Here is a 22097-nt window from a genome sequence, read left to right as displayed (position 1 = left end):
CAATATAGAATATTACCCAATTTTACTTCATAACTATAAAAATCTTTTGCATCAATGGAAAAGTTAAATGAAGAAGCAGTAAAAAGCCTTATTCAACTTCGCGAGATTAACGCTGTCAGAGTAAAAGGCTATCAGAATGCTGTTCAGACTATCAGAAACGGCAATCTGAAAAAATACTTTCAGATAAAAATTAATGAAATGAACGATTTTACTGATTGTATTGACCGCTCCATCATGAATAGTAATATAGACCTCAATAAATCAATTCAGGTTCAAACCGAAAAAATACATCAGTCACAGTTTTATTTTACGATGGCTATGTCGTCCACGAATCCAAGAACAGTAGCTTTATCCTGCCAGTTAGGCGATAAATTCGCTGAAAAGGCTTATGAGTCAACCATGAATCTATTACAGTTTTTGTCATTGCCAGAACTGCTCACTATTTTAGGAAAACATATTTCAAACCTGCGCAAGTCTTTCGACACAACTAAAGAAGTGCTTGATACCGCATTGGTCTAATATACATGGATTTAAGAACCGAATCTCCATTCTGGTTAATGAGAAGTGGTATCGTACGTTCTTACCCTTCTATTAAGCATTCATTCAAAACAGACGTTGTTATTATGGGCGGGGGCATAACTGGTGCCTTAATAGCCTATTATCTGACACAGGAAGGCATTCCTGCTATTGTTGTCGACAAACGTAAAATAGGTATGGGTAGTACCTGTGCCAGCACCTCATTATTGCAATATGAAATAGATACGCACCTGAGCGACCTCACAAAATATGTAGGAGTCCAAAAAGCAAATAAAAGTTATTTGCTATGCGTTGAGGCTATTCATAAAATAAAACAGATAGCCCTTTCACTCAAAAAAGATGTAGGGTTTGCTTCCAGAAGGAGTTTGTACTATGCTTCGTCCAGCAAAGATGTGCAGAGCCTCAAAACAGAATATCAGTTAAGGAAAGACATCGGCATTGATTTAGCACTTTTAAACAAAGCCGACCTCACGGAGCTATTCCCTTTCTCAGCTCCGGCTGGTTTGTTATCATCCGCAGGTGCGCAGATTGATGCCTATTTGTTTACACACGAACTGCTCTACACAAGTATGCAGCAAAACCTGCAAGTGTTTGATAATACCGAAGTAGTAGCCATAAATACCCATAAAAAGGGTGTTAGCCTTCAAACAAATTATGGAGAAACCATTCAGGCTAAAAAACTGATAATGGCCTGTGGCTATGAAGCTCAGGGGTATCTCTCAAAAAAAATTGTAGACTTCAATTCTTCATTTGCCATTGTTAGCGAGCCATTCGAGTCGGATGATTTGTGGTTCGAAAATTGTTTAATCTGGGAAACGGCGCGCCCTTACTTATATATGCGCACTACTAGCGATAACAGGGTATTGGTAGGAGGCAGAGATGAACCATTTTACAATCCTGAAAAAAGAGATAAACTTACTTCCAGAAAGGCCAAACAATTGCTCAACGATTTTCAGAAGAAATTCCCGAATCTGGATTTTCGGATTGATTTTAGCTGGGCAGGCACTTTTGCCGAAACCAAAGACGGTCTGCCGTATATTGGAGAAGTCAGTGAGTGGCCTAATACATACTTTGCTTTGGGCTTTGGTGGGAATGGGATAGTTTTTAGCTTATTGGCGGCAGAAATTATTCGAGATAGATTGATGGGTAAGAAAAATACAGGTGAAGATATTTTCGGTTTCGACAGGTAAGGCATAGTTTTTTAACGATTCTTTAAAAAAACGAAAACCATGAAAAAACATGAAAAAGAAATCAATATTGCAGCCTCAAAAGAGGAAAGCATGAAGAATAAGCCCATTTTTGAACGACCTTATGACCGGAAGCCTCAGAAATTACTCAATAAAATTGCCCTTATTACTGGTGGTGATAGTGGCATCGGCCGTGCTGTGAGCGTGGCATTTGCCAGAGAAGGCGCAAATGTAGCTATTATTTATCATAGAAATGGTGAAGATGCCATTGAAACCCAAAGGTTAATTGAAGAAAAAGGTAGGGTAGCATTATTGATTGAGTCAGATATAAGTAAAGAAGACAATTGTAATGCTATTGTAGAAAGAGTTATAAAAGAGTGGGGGAGGATTGATGTTCTGGTTAATAATGCTGCCGTACAGTTCCCGAAAGAAGAGGTTAAAGATGTAAGTAGTGAACAACTTCGCCAGACTTTTGAGACGAATATTTTTTCTAATTTTTATCTGGTAAAAGCAGCTTTACCTCACATGAAGAAAGGTAGTTCAATTATCAATACGGCTTCGGTAGTGGCTTATCGTGGTAATCCTTTATTACTTGATTATTCTTCTTCTAAAGGGGCTATTATTGCTTTTACAAGAACCTTGTCGGGTATGCTGGCCGATAAAAAAATCAGAGTCAATGCCGTAGCACCCGGTCCTATCTGGACACCCCTCATCGTGTCTACTTTCTCAAAACAACATATCAAGAAATTTGGTAAAGATACACCCATGAAACGCCCGGGCCAGCCAGCAGAAGTAGCTCCGGCATACGTTTTTCTGGCTTCAGAAGATGCCAGTTATATAAGTGGGCAAGTGATTCATGTGAATGGAGGCGAACCCGTCAATGGATAAGTGCCTTAACAACAAGAGAGAGGTGTTACTTCATGTAATAACCTCTCTCTTGTTAATTTATACACAATAGAGAACGGAAAATTTTATTCAGCGGCAGCCTCTTCATTAATATGTGCCTCTGCCAGTTCTGTTAATTTATGGTCAGCATCTCCTTCTTCATCCAAAGTTGTCTGTAAGATTTCTGCTGCATCATAATGTCCTAAAATGCGCGCTATGTTTCTTAGCGTACCATAAGAGGCAATTTCATAATGTTCAACTTTTTGGGCGGCCATAATCAGGCCACAATCCCTGACAAAACTTCTGGTATCAGTAGAAGCTACAATCTCGTCACTCTCCTGTAAAAGTCCTTCCATTGCCGGACATTTCTTGGCTTGTGCGCGTTCGCCAATCATTTCGAAAATCTTTTCCAGACGACTCACATGTTTTTCAGTTTCAGCCAGATGTGATTCAAACGCCATCTTCAGGTCTTCGGAAGTAGCCGCTTTACTCATCTTGGGCAGTGCTTTTACTAAATGATTTTCAGCCCAATAGAGGTCTTTCAGTCCATCTACAAAAAGTGATTTGAGTTTTTCACCATCATTTTCTGAAAATTGTGATCTGAAATCTTGATTTGAGGTTTTCATGATTTTCCGAGTTTAGTTGAATAAAAAATTGTGAAAGTATATTCACTCGACACCATATTGCTAAAATTTCGTTCCAACGTTATTTTATAGATTATACGTTCGAGAATCAGGCGTAAATCTTCCTCATGATGATTAAAAAAATAATCTTTTGAGGTAGAAAATCCTCAGAAAAACACTATTGGTGAAGCAATAGAAACAAGCCTGTTTTAAATGACTGTTGTAATATGTTAATGTTTGTTAATTGATTGATTTTCAGTAGGTTGAATGGTATTTTTTGGAATTGAAAATGAATTTTCTTGATAGATTTTTCGTTTAATATATAGAAGGGTTCTAATAGAAAAAATCATATACTCAAACACGCTTTTACTTTATAATCTATTTAAATTATGGAGAATATTGAAAGAAATGCAGTGATTAAAAATTATCAGTCAGGAAAGATAACAATGATGGATGCATCATCAATACCCGCGCAGGTATTTTTTAATCACTTTGAAGCTATTTACCGAACAATTGATAAAACCGGTGAAATGACAAAAATAGCCTCTTTGCCCTTTTTAAAACGCTTTAAGCCTTTCCTGAATGAGCAAAGAGTTAATTATATTAAGGCTATGATGATAAACGCCTGGAATACGGAGTTTTCGCTTAGAAACGTAGCCAGAACACCCGACAGGCAGTTTTTGGCTCATTCGTTGCACTGGGCTTTTCCGCAGGCCTATTTTAGTGTATATTATTCGGTCAGGGCTGTATTAGGTACGCAGGGCTTTTATTCTTCTGATGAAGACCTTGTGACAAAACGTATGGCAAGTTGGGTAGAGCGAGGCTTTTATCCGGCCTCACTAGGCTATTACAGTTCTGGAAATTATAATGATTTCAAAATTCATCGGTTGGCTAAAAGTACTATTCGTCCAAGCGTCGATTTCTTGAAAGATGAAGAAGATGTTGCTTCGCACGTTGCTCAGTTCCTGCGTACTACGCGTACCATGAAGGCCAAGAAACTGAGAGATGTAATTCAAAGTAACGAAGATACCGCACTGAAAAATAGAAAAACAGGCGATATAATAATGAAGTTCTCAAAACTTGATTGGGAGAAAATTACTTCTCAGCTACCTGTAACTACTATTTTTGATTTACTGGGTCGTTTGAAGTATTCTGAAAGCAACCGAGAAATTGAACGGTTTCTGAATGCCTCTATTGCTTTTGAAGATTTTCATGAAGCCCTTACAGGCATTGTGTATTATCTTAATCTGGTACATGAAGCCTATCTGATAAAAGCACTAGGTTTAGACGCATATCAACAGTTTTTAAATGGGTTGCCTGCATACCTCAAAAACGGATTCATTGAAGAACGATATAACCAGTTATTAAAACCGCAATTTTTAACAAAATATACGACTGGCAAAAAGCAGCTTGCAGCCTGACAAGGAACATATAAAAAGGGGGCTTGATAATGGCCCCCTTCGTGTTGGATTTTGTAGTTAATTTTAATGGATTACGTAAGGTAAGTTGTGTAAGATTTAATAACTTTAAGTTGTGTGAATTTAAATAAGACCTTAACGTTGTTATGTTTCTTAACAATTGACTTTTTAGTTTTATAAGTTGTGCGTTTCCTTAAAAACTGGAAGTTGTGTGTATTTTAGTTACGTTCTTTTTAACAGTTTCCTGTAAAATATCTTTGAAATCAATATTCAGATACAAGTGAGGTTGGTTTTAAAACAAGGGGTATATTAAATGCTATACCCCTGTTTGACTTTCACAACCACTATAGAATCCACGATTAATATCTTAATTTATCCAGCTTTTAACTTTCTCTTTTCCTTCTTGCGCCTTCTCACTTATTTTATCTCCAAGTTCTTCAGCTTTTTCTTTTGTTTTTTCCCAAGCTTCCGAAGCATTTTCTTTGGCATCTTCCCACTTATCTTTTGCTTTGTCTTTTATTTCATCCATTTTATCACTTGCCTTATCTGATGCTTTCTCGGCTTTATCTTGCCATTTTTCTTTCATGTCTTTTGCTTTATCAAGCAGTTCTTCTCTTTCAGTTTTCATGTGTGTTGTGTAATTTAAGTGTGAAATTTAGTTAATTTAAAAATTTACGGCTCCGCTTTGATGGTGTCGCTTTTAACAACTGCCGACGAATCTTCGGGGGTAATGATACCGAACCGCCCACCCTTACCAGGCCCGCCAACGGTTATAAAGCCACCTATGTAGGCAATTATCGAAAACGTTAACCCTAAACCTAAGAGCCATAAGAGCATTTTTCTGAAATTAAGATTCTTCTCTTCTTTAACCTGAGCTTCATCTTCATTGTCGAGTTTTTCTGATTTTTTCATGGTTGTAGATTTAATACCTCTATATTTAAAAAACTTATTCCTGAAGGAAAAATAAATAATTTAATGAATTTGGGGTGTATTTTCCCCAAAATGAGAATTATACCGAGGAAAAATTGCAACTATCAGACAAGTATGTGTGGAGAAAAGATAATTTTACCTTTTTTAAATGCGTATTTGAAAATAACTTGGGGAGAAAATCGTTTTGATACTTGATGAGAAAATTATTAGCTATATCTCTTTTACTCGTATTACTACAAAGTTGTTATATATATAGGCCGTGTCCCATCAAGTCATGTCAGGTCTGGATGGAACATCGGCACGGAGAAAAAACGTTCTCGCCCCGAAAAATCTGGAAAACGAGGGTGCATTTTGTTGGCGAAAAACTAGTAGGCGACAGCAATAAAAGAAAAGTCAGAAAACAACGCCGCGCAATTGAAAAAAACTAGTTTAAAAATCCAGATGGCAGTTAATCCATTCAGCATCAAAGCGTGTCGGGAAATTCTTTTTATAGAAGTTAATTGCGGGTTCGTTCCAGTCTAGTACCTGCCACATCATACCCGTACAATTGGTTTTTTTTGCCTCTTCAATGGTTTTATCGAAAAGGAGTTTACCTAGCCCGTTACCACGCATGGCTTCTGTAACAACAATGTCTTCCAGATACAGCCTTTTGCCTTTCCATGTCGAATAGCGATAGTAATAAATCGATATACCCTGAATTATGCCATCTACTTCTGCTACAAAGCAGCCAAAAATTTTGTTTTTACCAAAACCATCTTTCAGCATCATTTCAACCGAGTTCGTTACTTGCTCAGGTGCTTTTTCATAAACGGCTAATTCATATACCAGATTAAAAACTTGTGGTACATCTTCTTTGCGTATTTTTCGGATTTTAACTTTCATTCTGTTGGCTGTAATTTAATTAGATTTTATTTAGGGTATTAATTTAGCTATTCTGTTATGTAATTCTCCCATTTTTCCAGCACACCTTTAAAATCGTCTGGTAGTTCTGTATCGAATTGTAGCCATTTTTTTGTTCTCGGATGCACAAACCCTAAAGTTTTGGCATGAAGGGCTTGCCTCGGTATAATGTCAAAACAATTCTCTACAAACTGTTTATATTTATTAAAAACCTGTCCGCGCAGAATTTTATCACCACCGTATTCAGAATCATTAAATAATGGGTGGCCAATGTGCTTCATGTGTACACGTATCTGGTGGGTTCTACCCGTTTCCAGATTACATTGCACCAGTGATACGTATCTTAAATCTTTCAGAATTTTATAATGAGTAATAGCTTCTTTCCCTTGAGTTCCGTCTGGAAAAACATCTGATACCTTTCTGTTCCGAAGGCTTCGGCCAATAAAGTTATGGATGGTTCCGCTGGCTTCTTTGGGTACACCCCAAACCAGTGCATAATAAGTGCGCTCAATGGTATGTTCAAAAAACTGATTAGCCAGAAAAGTCATGGCGTAATCGTTTTTGGCAATTACTAACAAGCCTGAGGTATCTTTATCAATTCGATGAACTAACCCCGGCCTTATTTCTCCGTTCCGATGTGTGGGCAGGTTCTGTAAATAATAAACAAGCCCATTTACTAAGGTACCCGTCCAGTTACCAAAAGCCGGATGCACCACCATTCCTGCGGGCTTATTAATAATTAAAATATCTTCATCTTCAAAAACGATATTGAGTGGTATGTTTTCAGGAACAAGTTCTGTATCGCGCGGAGGTTTGGGTAACGAATACGTAATAACATCAAAGGGTTTTACTTTATAGCTGGCTTTAGCAGGTAAACCATTTACTTTGATAGACTCCGCTTCGATGGCGTTCTGAATCCTGTTCCGTGAAATGTTTTTTGAAAAATGAGGCAAATATTTATCCAGACGCATCAAGGTCTGTCCTTTATCAACAACAACCCGTTGGTGTTCATATAACTCGTCTTCTTCTTCGTTGTCGATATTATCTTGTATTTCAGACATTCTGAGTAATTTTGGTACAAATCTAAATAAGACCCTGATTGGCTCTATGCGTTGTTACTTCAGGTTCATTGTACAAAGATATGCTTGATTTTGAAAAAATACTAAACCTGCCCTCGCCATTAGAGCCATTGAACGACCCTTTATTTAAAGAAAAGGCTCTTAAAGTTTTTATTAAACGAGATGATTTGATTCATCCTGAACTTTCTGGTAATAAATGGCGGAAACTGAAATATAATCTGCTTGATGCAAAAGTTAAAGGCTATCACAAACTAATCACTTTCGGAGGGGCGCACTCAAATCATATTTATGCCATGGCAGCAATTGCTAAATATACCGATTTTGAGGTACACGGCATTATCAGGGGAGACGAACTTAAACCCGATTCGAGCCTGACATTACAATTTGCAGCAAATGCAGGAATGAAGCTAACCTTTGTGTCACGCGAAGCCTACAAAGACAAAGAAAACCTTTTGGCATTATATCGCCTCGATGATGAGTATATTATACCCGAAGGAGGCACAAGCCCCCTTGCGTTGGCAGGGGTAGAAGAACTGTATCAGGAAATTGTAAGCCAATTAGGATATAAACCTGATTATATTTTTTGTCCGGTGGGGTCTGGTGGTACAATTGCAGGATTGATAAAAGCTGGTCAGCAAACAAAAATAATGGGTATTTGTGTGTTGAAAAACGGGCATTATCTCGAAAAAGAAATAATGAATCTTGTAGTAGACGGTTACTGCACTTTACCTGAAAATTTTGAAATCTTCTGGGATTATCATCATGGAGGTTACGCAAAAAAAACATCCGAACTGCTCAGATTCATTCATGATTTTAAAACAAAGCATCCTGTTGAGCTTGAACACGTATATTCAGGAAAAATGTTTTTTGCTTTTTATGAACTGATAAAAAATCATATCAGAGCTGGAGCTACAATCGTTTTAATTCATACAGGAGGTTTACGTTGATTATACGTAATTTTGAATATTTTTGTAGCACGTTAAAGTACAGTTTTCGCATCAGTTATTTAAAAAATACATTAACCATGCAAGTAGAGATATTTCAGGATTCTAAAGAACTAGCTTCTTCCACAGCACAGTTTATTATTAATATGGTCAGAGAAAAACCTACGGCCACGTTTATTCTTACATCGGGCGACACGCCAGTGCAGACCTATAAAAAAATTGTAGAGTTGGCTCAGGCCAATGATTTTGCGCAGGCTACTTTTATCGGGCTCGATGAATGGGTTGGCATACCTGCTACCAGCGAAGGAAGTTGCCGTTATATTGTAGAAGAAAATCTTTTGAAGCCCCTTAACATTAACCCTGCCCAGTATACCTTTTTTGACTCAATGACCGACGACCTCCAAAGCGAATGTGAAAGAGTAGATAAACTATTGTTTGAAAAGGGTGGGGCCGACCTTATTTTGGTAGGTGTAGGCTTAAACGGGCATATTGGTTTGAACGAACCCGGTACAAGTTTTGATTTATATTGCCATGTTTCAGCATTGGCCGAAATTACCAAAACTACGGGGCAGAAGTATTTCAAACAAGGTACCGAGTTAACGCAGGGTATTACAATAGGTCTTAAACATTTGCTAGAAGCCGGAACTGCGATTATGATAGCTACCGGAGAGAAAAAAGCAGAAGTAATTAAAGAAGTGGTTATTCAGGAGCCTAATATTAATTTTCCGGCAACTGTTTTCAAACTGCATAAAAACGGGCATATCTGGGTCGATAAAGCAGCCGCTTCATTACTTCAGTAAAGTAGTTGCATCAACTACTTCAAAATATGGGTGCGATTTAAGCATATCTCTCAATACCTGAACGTGTCCGCCACCGATAATAACCAATAGCCGGCGGTCTGATGGACTAACACTTAGGAGTATATTCTGTAATATTTTAGTATTGCGGAAATACTCCTTTGCTGTAAACTCGGCTCCATAGCCATTAGTATTGGTATCCATCCATCCGGTTATATTGAAATAATGCAAGGCACGGATGCTTTCTTCTGAATTAAGTAATACCAAATGGTCTTTTATTGATAGGTTTTTCCATGTTTCATAGCGGGCCAGATAATCTTTAAAAGATTTATTTACACTAGGATTCGCCTTGAAATATGCTTCATACGAAGGACGCTTCTTCTCTAGCTCATTTGTGTAAAAACTAAGCAACGTATCAACTTTATTTCTGGCAGTTTTAAGACCTTTCATTAAGTCAGGTTGAACGTAATTGATACAGGTTACACCCGAAGGAATATTTACTCGTGCAGCTAGTTTAATGCCCAGTTGATATATCTCGTTATGCTCGGCACTATAATCGGCAGGTTTAAAACCATTCAAGTAGTTTTTATAAACGTTATTCCAGTAAGGTTGTGCATCGGGTGTATTTTCAACAAAGATTTTATCAGGATTGTACTTTGCTAAAGTTTCAACTACATCTGCAATTTGTTGCTGCCGCTCCGCCGAAAGTAAATCTGTAATTGCCCCTTGCTTATAATCGGTACTTTCACCCATGTGAAAAACTCCGAGGAATACAATTTGTACACGGTTGCTTTGGGCTAAAGTACTTATTGGAAACGCAATTAAGAAAATAAAAAAGGATATTCGTTTCATAGAGTGGGTTTTTGCTTAAACTTAACAAAAAACTGCCGAATTATAGCATATAACAGAGGTGTGAACCATTAATTTACCACCTTTTTATAACTGAAATATAAGAACCAAAGTTATCTCTGATTAGGTCTCCGTGGTCGACGGCAATATTTATATTAAGGTCGGCTTTTAATCGGCTTAGTGGAATAACTGTATTGACGCTATAAGAAATCTGGGTGACGGGGCTGATAGGCTTACCAATGAGGTCGTAAGAACCAAAATTTTTGCTGTATGAAACTCTATTTGTAAAGTTAATGCTTCCTATCTGATTCATTAAGCCCAGATAAAACGCCCATATACGATTATTGTTAACAAACACATAACCATTATCGAGTTGTTTTTCTGACCTGAGGTTTTCTTCGGGCGTTAAAAAAGGAGTGCCTATGGTATAGCGGTTATAAGACCACCCGTCGAGATACTGCTGATGATTAAAAAGAAAGTTTTCTTCGTTCGGATGGCGATCTTTTAAACCCAATAATCGGCCAAAGCCAGATACATAACGCCCTTGATTCTTTGTGAAAACGTACTCAAAAACTATCTTTTTAAAAGCAGATTTGTTTTCAGGCGAAAAACTTAAGCCATACAGGCCGTCGTCGGTATTGGTTAAGCCAAACAACTGCCCATCTTCAAAAATAAACTGACGATATAACATAAGTTTACTTTTATTAAATGTAAACTCCGCGGCTGCGTCTAAAGTACCCAGATGATTACCGAACCGGTTGCCTAACTCAAACTTGTTGTAGTCTTCATATTTAGGCGACATACCCCAAAGTTTTTTAAATGGTAGTACCACATTGGCATATACAAACCAGTCTTCCGGAAAACGCCCGTTATAAAGCCTGTCGTCACCTTCGGGTAATTTTACTTTTGGTACTCCTCCCCACTGTACATTATGCACAATGCCGCCGTGTAGTTTGAGCATTCCATCAGGTTTCCCGATACGTAAAAAGAAAGATTTCTGATGTAGGTAGTAATCTTTAGCGTAGGTTTGGTTTCCGAACCAGCCATGCGAAAAAGTACCTTTAAAACTAAGCCAGTTAAAGAATAATTTCATGTAGTTCGGAATACCAATCTGAACTCTCGGAATAGGTAACGCATTACCCGACCACGAAAGAGACCCTGAACTCAAGATAGTATCAACAATACCGAAAATTTCTTTTTTTCTACCAGCGTATACCTGAAACTTGCCAATTTTGGTACATATATATGCTTCGGGCAGTAATAGTTGGGGCTGTTTGCCAAGAATAGTAACAACTTCAAGGCCATAATCGAGTTTGAAAAATTTGTTGAGTGTATCACGTTTGGTTCTGATACTCTGCCGGCAAAGAAATGAAGGTAAATCTTTAGGGATACTACCGTATTGATTACTGGCTTGCCAGAAAGGTAACTTATTTGTAAGTGAAAAATACCCGCCCACTTCAAACTGATAAATAAATTTATTCTGAAACTGTTTTTCCTGTGCGAAAACAGTTCTTAGAGTAAGGCATAATAATATGACAACAAAAATTCGCATTCAACTCAAGTAATAGACTTCGTATGTCATACCAACGACAAAAACAATGCCTAATTTGAAATCCACTGCATAATTAAGCCGGTTATATACCCACAATAGGTTCCGATGGCATTACCTAAAATAGCCAATAATACTCCGATAGGAGCCAAAGAAGGATGAAATGCAGCCGCAATAACTGACGCTGACGCTACACCTCCTACATTAGCCTGAGACCCCACAGCCGTAAAGAAAAACGGAGCTCTGACTATACGTGCAGCCAGAAGCGTAAAGATAGCATGCGTAAGAATCCAGATAAGCCCTACTAAAAACAAAGTCGGATTCTTGAATGCATCAAAGATATGCAACTGCATACCAATGGTAGCTATAATTATATACAGAAACAATGTACCAAATTTGGTAGCTCCCCAGTTGTCGAGTTTTCGGGCTTTAGTGGTCGAAAGTAAAAGCCCTGAAAGCGATGCTAACGTTACAATCCAGAATGATTTTGAGTCGAGGCTGTATGCTTTTAGTGCCGGATAATTTTCGCCAACAAACGGGGCAATTATATCAGCCACAAAATGAGATACGCCCGTAATACCAAAACCAACAGCAAGCAAAATTATTAATTCCTGATAATCGGGGTTTTTCTGTACAGAGCTTCCTGCTGCTATGCGTTCTTTTATTTCATCAATAACCGAGGCATCGGCATTCATTTTTTTGTCAATTATTGGGGCTTTGCTAACAAAATAAAGTAGCATACCTAACCACAATTCGGCAAATAACACATCTATGACACTGGTTTGAGCAAAAACGTTGGAGGCTGGTTTGAATATTTCTTTTAAGGCCAATTGGTTGGCATTGCCACCCGTCCAGCTTCCGGCAATTGTTGCTAAACCTCGCCACACTTCTTCACCATTTTTATTGAGAAACGAAGGGTCTATTATTTTGCCAACCCATAATCCTAAAGGCCCACCAACCATAACACCCAATGCTCCAATAAAAAACACAAATAATGCTTTACCCCCAAGCCGTTTTATCGCCTTAAAGTCGATACCCAACGTAAAAAATACCAGACAGGTAGGAAGAAGAAAACGTGAGGCTATTTCGTCGAGCTGAGAAGTTTCGGCCGAAATCACATTAAACGAACTGAATAAACCCGGAATAAAAAAACAAAGCAGAATCGGTGGAATAATTTTATAAATTTTTTCAAACAGTTTTGTTTTCGTTGAATAAAATATCAAGGCAAGCGTGCCAAGCAAAACACCAAGCACTACGGCATCGTTTTTTAATAAAGGGGTAGTAGGGTTCATTCTAAGAGGAATATTCGCTAATGAATAGGTTAAAAAATGTTTATTTGCTGAGTGCCAAAATAGCTAAATAAGGTGAAATAAAAAACACGCAATCCTCAATTCGGAACTGCGTGTCGCAATTACACTTCATCAACAAACTAAAAACCAAATAATGTTTTTGTTAAGCAAACATACTTAAAAAAAAAGTATGAAAGAAATTTATTCATAAATCTTTCATACTTCACGCTGTAAGAGGGGGACTCGAACCGCCCACGGTGTAGTTAGCCACAGTACAAATTTTGGTGGTCAATCCCAGTCGACTAAAATTGTCCGGCTTTATGCTGCGTTTATCCTATACTCACCACCCCCGAGACAGGAGGGCATGGCTGCCAATTTCATCACCTTACATTATCATTGTCAAGCAGGTATTTCGTCTCTCTTGACAATGCAAAGTTAATACATAAATACTTTAAATTGCAAATTTTATATAAAAATAATTTAAAATTTGAATAAATTTTAAATTATAGCTATTTTTATTGATAAATTCGTAAAAAATATATTCTGGAATGGATAAAAATTTAGAAATTGACAAAACAGATTTGAAAATTTTGTCACTACTATTGCAAGATGCTAAGATGCCTTATACTGCAATTGGCGAAAAAATCTTTGTTTCAGGTGGGACAGTGCACGTCCGAATGGCTAAAATGGAACAGATGGGCATTGTAAAAGGTTCTCAATTAATTATTGACCCTATTAAACTTGGGTGGGACATCAGTGCTTTTATTGGTATTTATCTGGACAAAAGCTCACTCTATGATGAAGTAGCCGACCAACTGGAAAAAATACCTGAAGTTGTAAGCATCAATTATACCACAGGAATGTACAGCATCTTTGCTAAAATTGTGTGCCGTGACACCTCACATCTTAGAGAGGTGTTACACGATAAGGTGCAGAAAGTGCAGGGAATCCAACGGACTGAAACTTTTATTTCGTTAGAAGAACGTACTGTACGCCCTATTCCATTGTTGTAAAAAAAAATCTGGTATTACAACCTTTTCAGGCAGTAGGCTGTCAATCAGTAAAATTCGAGAGGTTCTGATAAAAATTGATAAATTTGCAGTATCATTTCTTCTTATGTAGAAAATACGCAATGAACTTTCGAGCATCGAGGCAAAATCAACTTTTTATCATTATCTGTATTGTATTGCCTATTATTTATGGAATATGCTTTATCAGAAACTTTAGTTTGCCGCTAACCGGAGGTGGAGATACCGATGAATGGGAATACGTAGGCTATTTTTTGTCAGAGAACATTCATTTTGATATTGTCCCACAGGTTGCCCTGAATCAGAACCAGACTTTTTATCCGTTTGGCACCACTCAGGCGTTTTCTGACTGGTCGCTCGAAAGTAATTACTGGTTTGCTTTTTTTTACAAGTTAAAAGGGCATGGCGCTTGGCTGAATTATTATTATGTATTAAGTCTGATTATTTCCTTTTTAGGCACATATCTTTTATTGAAGAGAGAGTTTGGAGCTAGAAAAGCATTTTTTTCAGGCTTTGTGGTTACTTTTTTAAATTTCTATGCGCTTAACAAGTATCCGCACCACTTTAACCATAGTACAATTCACTGGACAATACTGAGCATATTTTCAGATTTTATTTTATTCAAAAGGATTATTCTGAAAGAAAACATATCGCTCAAATGGGTGTTTTTAAAGGCGTTTTTACTTATTGCCGCACTTGGCATGAATTTGGGCTACGTTTGTGGCTTTGCGCTGACGAGTTTCGTACTGAGTTTGATTATTGCCTGTGGGGTAATGCTGAAACGATACCTTAACAAGGAAAACCAGATTTTGTCGTACATAAGTAGCTGGAAAACCGACTTTGTTCGCAAACCCGTATATTATATATGTTTGGGATTACCGTCGTTATTGCTATTGTACTTATACTTGCCAATTGTATGGCAGATTTACAAAGAGGCACAAACATTACATTTTAATAATGCGGAGTCGCCTCACATGTGGAGCCATCCTTTACGGATGTTATTTCCATATTTACCTTTTTTTAATGCAATAGAAAACCCTTTAATAGCTGTATTAAAAGATATGCCTGAGGGATTAGGGTCGGGAAGCCCGGGTTGGTTTTGTTTGTTGATAGGGAGTATAGGATACTTTTATAATCGTAAAAAGTATTGGCTGGTTTTTTTGCCGCTGAGTATCTTACTCGTAATCTCAACTTTTTACCATCCGAATAAAGTACCTACATTAAAAATTTTTCCGTGGGGAACATTCAATCGTGTGCCTTCGAGGTTTACATCGATACTACCTGTCATATTTTGTTGCTTTTTCCTGCCAATTGAATGGCCGAAAATAAAAAGCCGAAAAATTATAGTAGCTATTCTGAGTATATTATTACTATTAGAAGTATCTGTTGTATACGGCTATCGGTACAGTAAAGCACCTTATAAAATAGATAGTAACTTTTTTAATTATATGTCTTACGTCGAAAAGCAGGAAGGAGAGGCCGTTCTTGATTTCCCTTTTTGTATTGTAGGAGGTGACGGTACGGGTCTAAAAGAAAATCTTTGCCCTGTTTTTGAAAAAACTTGCAATATATATGCACTCAGAAGGTTTCATCATAAAAAAGTAATTGGCGGGTATTATAGCCATATTCATCCATCAGCAATTAAAGGTTTTACCAACATAGGTATAGGCAATATATTGGTTCCTGATTCGGATGATTGGCGTAAGGCGTCGGTAATAATAAACGATTTTTCTGACCAGCAGCTTGCGTATTTCATCAGGTATTTTCAGTATAACGATTTCGCAGGTATAAATTTATGTATTGACTTGATTCCTGAACGTATGTACCAGCAAATTGTGAGTAAAATAGGAGAGCCGACTCAGCAGACAGTATTTCCAGGAGCTGGGCGTGTGGTGTTTATTCCCAAGCCAGTAGCATGGCAGAAAATGGTTAATAAAAGCAAGGCAATGAGCATGAAATTCCCGTGTGGATGCTAATGTGGAAGCATAAATTTAACCTAATTTAGAAGGGCAAACTTTTAAATAATAAAAAAAAGCCTTTATTTTACACTACACTCGTGTATGTATCCCAACTTTAATAAATAATAAAGCTAAAAAAGCCTTATGGCAAAACTATTTCATTTACAAACGTTTTCATCAGAAAAAGGAAGCCTGACAGTTTTTGAAAAAATACTACCGGAGGGCATAAAGAGAATTTTTTATATTTATGATGCTACAAATCAAGTCAGAGGCGGCCACAGGCATATTAAAGCTAGTAACGCTCTAACCTGTGTCAGTGGAAGTTGCAGAGTTTTTGTAGACAACGGAGAAGAACAATCGGTTTTTGATTTGGATGCACCTGATAAATGTTTGCTACTAGCTCCCGAAGATTGGCACGAAATGTATGATTTCTCTGAAAATGCAGTTTTATTAGTACTTTCAGATCAGTTTTATGATAAAGAAGATTATATCTTTGATAAATACCCTGAAAAAAAACTTGTTCCTGTGCAGCACTAATACAGACCTTTACTATTTTGACTTATAATAATCTCTGGAAATAAATTTTACAAGATAAACCTGAAAGACCTCTATTTACAAAGCCTTTCAGGTTTATGGTATCTAAGGCAAAGCGAATGCAACGTATTGATTCCCTTTTTTGGCTCCGAGTTTAGTCCCACCACAAGCAATCACAATGTATTGTTTGCCATTGACCTGATAAGTAGACGGCGTGGCAAAACCAGCGGCAGGAAGTTGTGTTTCCCAGAGTAAATAACCCGTTTTTTTATCAAAAACCCTGAATTTCTCATCTTTAGTAGCAGCTATAAACAATAAACCATTGGCTGTTACCACAGGCCCACCATAGTTTTCTGAACCTGTTGTAGGAATACCTTTTGCCTTGAGGGCAGATACTTCTCCCAAGCGGATTTTCCAAAGGTACTCACCTGTATTCAGATTAATAGCATTCAGGGTTCCCCAAGGCGGGGTTATAGCAGGCAATCCATTGGCATCAAGAAACTTATTATAACCTGTGCTTAAATAGGGTAAATAAGGTGCTTTAAATCCTTTGTTGTCGGCGGCTCCTACTTCCTTTTTTTCTTCATTGAACAGAAAAGCTACCAAAGCTTGTTTTTGGCTGGCACTTAAGGCGGTAAAGCCGGGCATCATGCCTTTGCCATTCGTTATAATTTGTGCAACAAAGGCTTTGTCACGGCGTTTCTCAATCTCTACCAGTGATGGATAGCCGCTTTTGGTATTTCCTTTTCTATCAGTACCATGGCAAGCTACGCAGGTAGTTGCATAGATGCGTTCTCCTGCTCCTAAGCCCGCAAGTGCATCTTCTTTTGGCGTTTCTTTCATGGTTAATATCCAAGCCATTTCATTGCTATTCACATAAATAATGCCTTCATTCGGGTCGGCAGCCGCACCTCCCCATTCAGCACCACCATCAAAGCCGGGTAATATAATTGTCCCTTCTTTGCTTGGAGCCGCAAATTGGTTGCGCTTATATGTTTTGAAACGTGCAATAAGAGAATCGCGGTCTGGTGCATAGGGGCTTATGTCGTTCTCGGTAAGTGTATATGACTGGCGTGCAAAAGGCGCAGGTTTAGTGGGTACGGGCTGTGTAGCCCATGCCGATTCACCAGCTAGCGCCGATTTAGGTGCGGGTATTTCCTTTATCGGGAAAAGGGGCTTGCCAGTTACACGGTCAAATAAAAAAACATAACCTTGTTTACTTACCTGAGCTACCGCATCAGTTTTTTTGCCATTATGTGTTACGGTAATCAGGTTCGGAGGGGCTGGTAAATCACGGTCCCATATATCGTGGTGCATGGTCTGAAAATGCCACAAAAGTTTTCCTGTTCGTGCGTTCAGGGCTAACAGCGAATTAGCATACAGATTTTTACCAATTCTTTTTCCTCCGTAAAAATCATAGCCTGCCGAGCCTGTTGGTACATAAATAATACCTCTTTTTTTATCGACCGACATACCCGCCCAGTTATTAGCGGCTCCTACGTCAATATTTTTGTAAGCATTTTTAGGCCATGTGTCATAGCCCGCTTCTCCCGGATATGGAATCGTATGAAAACTCCATACAAGTTTACCAGTTTTAACATTAAAAGCACGAATGTCACCCGGAGCAGCATCGGCTCCTTCTGAAAGCCTTACTGGCATTACTATCAAATCTTCGTAAACAGTTCCGGGGGTATTAGAAATGATAAACTTTTTTTGTGCAATGGCCGGCAACCCCGTATGCAAATCTACTTTTCCGTTATCGCCGAACGTCGTAACAGGTTTGCCCGTAATAGCATCTATGGCATATAAGTACGAGCCAATGGTGTGTAAGATTCTCTTGTCGGTGCCGTCTGTCCAATAAGCAACACCACGACTAGTACTAGCAAAAGACTTTTCTTTTTCTCCAAATCGCCATATTTCTTTACCAGTAGCGGCATCTAAAGCGAAAGCCTGAACAGATGAGGTAACGCCGTATAATATTCCATCTACAATAATGGGGTTTACCTGCATTTGTCCCGAATCGGGCGTGCTGTATGTCCATGCTACCTGTAAGTTTTTAACGTTTGAGGGCGTAATCTGGTCTAAGGTAGAGTAATGATTACGGTCAGGGCCTCCCAGATACTCTTTCCATTCAGTATAATTTACTGGCTCATGCTGGTATTGCCAAGCAGCAGTTAGCCCAAAAATTATTAGGGCTATTGCTACCAGAAAGATTTTTTGCTTCATAGGTTAAAAGGCTGGTAAGAGTAGTCAAAAAGTCGGGCTAACAATCTATATTAATTTTTATTACCATCTTCAATTTTGTCTGAGTCGTACATACGTGTATCATCGTAGGTCTGAAAAATCTCAGGGAATTTTGATTTAATCCAATGATATTGCTTTGACGTAAGAAAAACATACTCTTGCCCACTTAGCCCGTCGCTATCTTCATCAATATAAGAAAGTTCATAAAACGCATAATCTGAGTTTTGTTCAGCTAAAGCCTTGTTTATCAAGTCAATTAATTTTTGTTTGTCTAAATCAAAAAATGGGTAATTTTCTTCCTTCGTTTTGCCTTTGGGTTTAGGCAGGGCTTCTACAATTTGCTTCTCTGAATATTTTTTGTTGTTCAATACGAAACTATACTCAAAAAGTCTCTTACTATACATGCTTTTCTTGAGCGTTTTGGCAAAGTTATCTTCTACTTTTGTAGGGTTAAACTGATTATGTGAAATGGTTTTCAACGAGTCAATAAAAGTTTTATAAATATCGCTATAATCGTCTAAATCAACGATGTCTATATTAGTTACAACTTTCGGTAAGTTTTTAAGAAAAGATTTCCCAGAACTAGGCATACGTCGGAACTTCAAAATGAAATCTTCTTTTTCAGAATCAGACATAGGTTCACATAAGCCAATTCTGCTCAATTCATAGAGAATATTTTGTAAACTATCCCGACTGAACTGTTTACTATACATAGCAAAGTCAACATAGTTATTGGGTAGGGTTTCTTCTACCAGAGTGGCTTGTGTACTATCAAACAAAACAAAAGATAAGCGAGGGCTACGATAATCGCAGACAATTACTAATCTTTGCGGCGAATTAATATCAGTCAGATAATCGTTAATAACTTTAAATTGGTTTTCGCCAATACTAGGGAAGTAGGCTGCATTTTCACTTTTGAGCGAATCAAGAGAGGTTCTTACAAGCTGCTTAATAGAAGTATAGAGTGTTTGTTCGTAGGGTTTTCCATCAATTTTTGCGGTAATCAGGTATCCTTCATATTCAGTACTATCGTTACCTTTTTGGGTATAGTTAATATTACTGAATGTTGCTTTCGGCAAAAGTTTCTGACCAAACTTTTCAATAATATATGTATAAGCGTCGGTATCTGTTTTATCAGCTAGTTCGTTCATATCTATCACAACTACCTGTGCGCTGGCCTTCAATACGTCCGAAGGTTCTTTCGCATTTTTTAAATCGAGCGTTTGCACCGAATCCTGTGAAAGCATATTTTCTCTTTGCATAGCAATGCTTAAATCTTCGGCATTAAAAGCGGCTATCTGAGATTTGTAGCTATTGTAGGCATTGTCAGTATAAGATTCAATGGGTTCATTAAATATTAAGTGATGGTTTTGCTCAATGTAACTGTACTGTTCCTGATTCAGAAAAATATAATAACTCTTGCCAGAGGCTCCGAAAATATTCATACCAGACCTAGCATTAATTTCGTAAAACTGGCCATCAATGTTATTTTCTTCAAGAGATGAGTTCACTAGTCCGATTAAATCATATTGATTCAAGTTTAAATTATCGAAATTGAGAAAGTCTTTTTTCATGCCTTGGGGTATAGGCATATCCTTCATATCTACTTTCGGAATCTCCTGTTTATACTCGTATTTTTTATCTTTCAGCCTGTAACTCATAACCAGATTACGGTCTTTGTCGCTACTTTTTAGAACTTCGTTTTCAAAGTTATCATTGATTTTTTCAGGTTTAAACTGATTATTTGATACCCTGCTTAGCTCATTAATAAAGTTTTTGAAAGAGGCTTTTTTTTCATTTTCTTCTTTCGGATTAAAGTTTATTTGAGCAATAATTGAGGGGAAACTCAACAGTAAGCCTCTTTCTACATTGTTTCTATTGTCTGACTGAAATCTGAAATCGACAATAGCCTTATCAATGGCCTCTTTACTATCAATTGGAATAATGTGGTGTTCCTGAAAATCCTGTAAAATTTTGCTTAGGTTTTCACGGCTCATTTTGTCCGAGAAATCGCTTTTTTCCCCGAACAGGCTACCCAAAAAAGGAATTTCCTGAAACTTGGAAGCGAAAGATAAACTCTGGGTACTATCGACAAGTAAAATTACTTTGCGGGCATCTTTTATCGGAATCAAAGGATTCATCTCATTACCTACAACTATAAGTCTTTTATCTGATTTCTGGTCAATAAGAAAATCATTGATTGAGCGGAAATCTTTTGTGTTTATACCGATAATAGGCGACAAAAAAGTTACATAAGATTGTATAATTGTGCTATCGATGTTTACATCGGGCGGAATGGTTTTTATCAGATTTTTTACCAACGAAAAATCCGTATCTGCTTTTTGGGCATAGGTAAAGCCATTAACTGAGTATTGCAAACGGTAAGGTTTCTTATTTTTATCCATAGGGTTACTGAAAGGTAAGCCCATGAGGTTATTATCTTGGTCAGAAGAGTTGGGGGTGATTTCAGATACAGAGAAATCAGTAAACTTTAACGCTGGTATCAGTTTGGTATTTATTTGTTTGAATAAATTTTCATAGATTTCTTCTCTCGTAAAATTGCCATGTTCCTTCGGTATCACAACGGCATAATTACTAAGCGAAAGAATATCAACTTTACTTTTAAGTTCATAAGGTTGATAGCTTTTTTTGAGGGAGTCACCTTTTTCTTTCGATAAAAGTTTAACAACTTGCAGGCTGTCTATATATTTGAATTGAAGCCTTTTCTGGTCTTCGTAGTTATCATAGAACCACGTCTGGCGGGCGGCATAAATAAAGAAGCCAAAGTCGTTAATTAATTTAATACGACCTTTTTCTAGCCACTTTACCAGTTCATCATACACTCTTTGGTCAATAAGTTTAATAGCTTTGAGTCTTTCAGCAATAAGCAGGTAGTTTTCTTTAGAAGGAGTAAGGTTTTGCTCAAGTGATAAGAAAGAAAGAGGATTTTTCGGATTTACTTGCCCTTCCATATCAGGTTTGAAAAACATCCGTTCGCTCAGAAGCTTTTCTCCCATTTCCCGAATCTGCACCATATCATCGGCTGCTGAGCCAACATTTCTCATTAACTCAAAAACACCTATATAGCCCAATATGGCCGCTCTTGATTTCATAAGCGAGTCTGGAATATTATTAAGCGCACCAAATGCACCCCCTGACAGGCGTTTTTTTAAGGCAGGATTTTCTTTATTAAGAAACTTCAGGAAACCATCTTTTCCGAGTTCAGAAAGGATTTCCTCTTTTTGAAGGTCATCAAGGTATTGTTTAACTTGGTCGTCAGTCAGCGTTTGGGCAACAGCAGAAAAAGCAAAGAAGGAAAATACAAATAAAAGTATGTGTTTCATCT

General features: G+C 37.7%; 20 protein-coding genes. 10 read left to right on the top strand and 10 right to left on the bottom strand.

From position 1 onward, the window contains the following. Positions 1-54 precede the first annotated feature (54 nt). The 3 genes from WAA15_RS03535 to WAA15_RS03525 are packed head-to-tail and all read left to right on the top strand — an operon-like array spanning position 55 to position 2612. On the top strand, positions 55-519 hold the full coding sequence (locus tag WAA15_RS03535; RefSeq protein ID WP_337041061.1) for a hypothetical protein: 465 nt from the start codon (positions 55-57) through the stop codon (positions 517-519). A gap of 5 nt (positions 520-524) precedes the next feature. After that, a complete protein-coding gene (locus WAA15_RS03530; RefSeq protein ID WP_337041060.1) occupies positions 525-1727 on the top strand; it encodes an NAD(P)/FAD-dependent oxidoreductase in 1203 nt (400 codons plus the stop codon). A 39-nt stretch (positions 1728-1766) separates the two neighbouring features. Further along, the gene (locus WAA15_RS03525) at positions 1767-2612 is read left to right on the top strand and encodes an SDR family oxidoreductase (RefSeq protein WP_337041059.1); all 846 of its coding nucleotides are present in this window, start codon (positions 1767-1769) and stop codon (positions 2610-2612) included. 83 nt (positions 2613-2695) lie between these two features. Here the strand turns inward: WAA15_RS03525 and WAA15_RS03520 are convergent, their stop codons facing one another. Next, positions 2696-3235 carry a YciE/YciF ferroxidase family protein gene (locus WAA15_RS03520; RefSeq protein WP_337041057.1) on the bottom strand — a complete coding sequence of 180 codons (540 nt, stop codon included), beginning with the start codon at positions 3233-3235 and terminating at the stop codon, positions 2696-2698. A 386-nt stretch (positions 3236-3621) separates the two neighbouring features. Here WAA15_RS03520 and WAA15_RS03515 point away from each other — a divergent pair, with 386 nt between their 5' ends. Continuing rightward, positions 3622-4653, top strand: a complete 1032-nt coding sequence (locus WAA15_RS03515) for a hypothetical protein (protein WP_337041056.1) — start codon at positions 3622-3624, stop codon at positions 4651-4653. Between the two features lie 364 nt (positions 4654-5017). On the opposite strand, the gene WAA15_RS03510 is transcribed toward WAA15_RS03515, so the two are convergent. Continuing rightward, positions 5018-5278: a YtxH domain-containing protein gene (locus WAA15_RS03510; RefSeq protein WP_337041055.1), complete on the bottom strand. Its 261-nt coding sequence runs from the start codon at positions 5276-5278 to the stop codon at positions 5018-5020. Positions 5279-5322: 44 nt separating this feature from the next. Then, positions 5323-5562, bottom strand: a complete 240-nt coding sequence (locus WAA15_RS03505) for a hypothetical protein (protein WP_337041054.1) — start codon at positions 5560-5562, stop codon at positions 5323-5325. 212 nt (positions 5563-5774) lie between these two features. On the opposite strand from WAA15_RS03505, the gene WAA15_RS03500 reads away from it, so the two are divergent. Continuing rightward, a complete protein-coding gene (locus WAA15_RS03500; protein ID WP_337041052.1) occupies positions 5775-6008 on the top strand; it encodes a hypothetical protein in 234 nt (77 codons plus the stop codon). Position 6009: 1 nt separating this feature from the next. On the opposite strand, the gene WAA15_RS03495 is transcribed toward WAA15_RS03500, so the two are convergent. Together WAA15_RS03495 and WAA15_RS03490 are read right to left on the bottom strand one after the other, a co-directional pair. Continuing rightward, positions 6010-6462 carry a GNAT family N-acetyltransferase gene (locus tag WAA15_RS03495; protein WP_337041051.1) on the bottom strand — a complete coding sequence of 151 codons (453 nt, stop codon included), beginning with the start codon at positions 6460-6462 and terminating at the stop codon, positions 6010-6012. Positions 6463-6509: 47 nt separating this feature from the next. Beyond that, a complete protein-coding gene (locus WAA15_RS03490) occupies positions 6510-7541 on the bottom strand; it encodes an RluA family pseudouridine synthase (RefSeq protein WP_337041050.1) in 1032 nt (343 codons plus the stop codon). Between the two features lie 80 nt (positions 7542-7621). Between WAA15_RS03490 and WAA15_RS03485 the strand changes: the two genes are divergently transcribed. Then, positions 7622-8506 carry a 1-aminocyclopropane-1-carboxylate deaminase/D-cysteine desulfhydrase gene (locus WAA15_RS03485; RefSeq protein ID WP_337041049.1) on the top strand — a complete coding sequence of 295 codons (885 nt, stop codon included), beginning with the start codon at positions 7622-7624 and terminating at the stop codon, positions 8504-8506. Positions 8507-8583: 77 nt separating this feature from the next. Next, positions 8584-9303: a 6-phosphogluconolactonase gene (locus WAA15_RS03480; protein ID WP_337041048.1), complete on the top strand. Its 720-nt coding sequence runs from the start codon at positions 8584-8586 to the stop codon at positions 9301-9303. Here WAA15_RS03480 and WAA15_RS03475 read toward each other — a convergent pair. The 3 genes from WAA15_RS03475 to WAA15_RS03465 form a co-directional block, all read right to left on the bottom strand. Then, positions 9292-10152 (bottom strand): DUF5694 domain-containing protein, encoded by an 861-nt coding sequence (locus WAA15_RS03475; protein ID WP_337041047.1) that lies wholly within the window; start codon positions 10150-10152, stop codon positions 9292-9294. The genes WAA15_RS03480 and WAA15_RS03475 overlap by 12 nt on opposite strands. Before the next feature lie 73 nt (positions 10153-10225). Then, complete coding sequence (locus WAA15_RS03470) at positions 10226-11701, bottom strand: capsule assembly Wzi family protein (RefSeq protein WP_337041045.1); 1476 nt, start codon at positions 11699-11701, stop codon at positions 10226-10228. A gap of 50 nt (positions 11702-11751) precedes the next feature. Further along, entirely contained in the window at positions 11752-12990 is a 1239-nt protein-coding gene (locus WAA15_RS03465) for a DUF819 family protein (RefSeq protein WP_337041044.1), read from the bottom strand. 545 nt (positions 12991-13535) lie between these two features. Between WAA15_RS03465 and WAA15_RS03460 the strand changes: the two genes are divergently transcribed. From WAA15_RS03460 to WAA15_RS03450, 3 genes are all read left to right on the top strand, one after another. Continuing rightward, a complete protein-coding gene (locus WAA15_RS03460; RefSeq protein ID WP_337041043.1) occupies positions 13536-14000 on the top strand; it encodes an Lrp/AsnC ligand binding domain-containing protein in 465 nt (154 codons plus the stop codon). A 119-nt stretch (positions 14001-14119) separates the two neighbouring features. Beyond that, a complete protein-coding gene (locus WAA15_RS03455; RefSeq protein WP_337041042.1) occupies positions 14120-15991 on the top strand; it encodes a hypothetical protein in 1872 nt (623 codons plus the stop codon). 126 nt (positions 15992-16117) lie between these two features. After that, positions 16118-16510 carry a sugar 3,4-ketoisomerase gene (locus WAA15_RS03450; RefSeq protein ID WP_337041041.1) on the top strand — a complete coding sequence of 131 codons (393 nt, stop codon included), beginning with the start codon at positions 16118-16120 and terminating at the stop codon, positions 16508-16510. Between the two features lie 102 nt (positions 16511-16612). On the opposite strand, the gene WAA15_RS03445 is transcribed toward WAA15_RS03450, so the two are convergent. Continuing rightward, the gene (locus WAA15_RS03445) at positions 16613-18733 is read right to left on the bottom strand and encodes an outer membrane protein assembly factor BamB family protein (protein WP_337041040.1); all 2121 of its coding nucleotides are present in this window, start codon (positions 18731-18733) and stop codon (positions 16613-16615) included. Positions 18734-18783: 50 nt separating this feature from the next. Next, a complete protein-coding gene (locus WAA15_RS03440; protein ID WP_337041038.1) occupies positions 18784-22095 on the bottom strand; it encodes a hypothetical protein in 3312 nt (1103 codons plus the stop codon). Positions 22096-22097: the final 2 nt, after the last annotated feature.

Origin of the sequence: Emticicia sp. 17c, from assembly GCF_037153985.1 — a bacterium.
Lineage (GTDB): Bacteria > Bacteroidota > Bacteroidia > Cytophagales > Spirosomataceae > Emticicia.
This window is presented reverse-complemented; position numbering and strand designations above follow the sequence as displayed.